Here is a 1,369-nt window from a genome sequence, read left to right on the forward strand (position 1 = left end):
TCGAGTGGTCGGCCGATCGTGACCTCGAAGCCGCACAACAGGCTTGGCGCGACGTGCTCGCCGGCTTCGACACCCCCACCCTGGTCGCTCCGCCGAACAGGCATGCGCTGGGACAACGAGGTAGCCAGACGTACCGGCTGTCCGAGCACGCTACCCGGCAGCTCAGTGACCTGGCGCGCGCGCACCACTCCACCCTCAATACCGTGCTGCAGGCCGCCTGGGCGCAGACACTGATGTCGCTGACCGGCCACCACGACGTCATCTTCGGCACCGCCGTCTCAGGCCGATCCAGCGAGATTCCCGGCGCGGAATCCATTGTCGGCCTTCTCATCAACACCGTGCCCGTCCGCGCCCACATCACACCGACCAGCACCACCACCGACCTGATCGCGCAACTCCAGCACCTGGCACTGACCGAAATCCACCGCATCACCGGCCATGACCAACTGTTCGACACCCTTTTCGTCTTCGAGAACTACCCCCTCGACAGCGCCGCGATGGCCGGCACCGACGAGTTGACGATCACCGACATCAGCGCGCGCGAGACCAACCACTACCCCCTGACACTGCAAGCCATGCCCGGCACCGAACTTGGCCTGCGCGTCGAATTCGACACCGACGTCTTCGACAGCGGAAGCATCACCACGCTGATCGAACGATTGCAGCGCGTCATGAAGGCCATGACGGCGGACCCGACAGCGCGCCTGGCGACGTTCGATGTCCTCGATCCTCGCGAGCACGCAGACCTCGACATGATGGGCAACCGTGCGTCCCTCGCCGCATCCGCACCTGCGGTGTCGGTTCCGGAGTTGTTCGCCGAGCAGGTCGCACGCGCCCCGGAGGCGGTGGCGGTGAGCTTCGAGGGACGGTCGCTGACCTACCGCGAGTTCGACGAGGCGTCGAATCGGCTGGCGCACCAACTGCGCGACCACGGCGCGAAGTCGGGTCAGTGTGTGGCGCTGCTGATGCAACGCTGCACCGACGCGGTGGTGGCGATGCTCGCGGTACTCAAAACCGGCGCGGCCTACCTGGCGATCGACCCCGCACTACCCGACGCGCGGATCGCGTTCATGCTCACCGACGCCACACCGACCGCAGCCATCACCACCCAGGNACCGGCGCGGCCTACCTGGCGATCGACCCCGCACTACCCGACGCGCGGATCGCGTTCATGCTCACCGACGCCACACCGACCGCAGCCATCACCACCCAGGCATTNCGCTCCCGCCTGGACGGATACGACACCGCGGTCATCGACCTCGCAGACCCGACCATCGACAGCCAACCCGTCGAGGGCCTGCCGGCACCGGCTCCCGACGACATCGCCTACCTGATCTACACCTCCGGCACCACCGGCACCCCCAAAGGT

At 66.9% G+C, this 1,369-nt stretch carries 1 pseudogene; it reads left to right on the forward strand.

Annotation, left to right across the window (positions count from 1 at the left end):
* Nucleotides 1-1,369, forward strand: a pseudogene (locus tag H7I57_RS26350) (AMP-binding protein); the annotation flags it as partial.

This window comes from Mycolicibacterium pyrenivorans, assembly GCF_025821625.1.
Taxonomy (GTDB): domain Bacteria; phylum Actinomycetota; class Actinomycetes; order Mycobacteriales; family Mycobacteriaceae; genus Mycobacterium; species Mycobacterium pyrenivorans.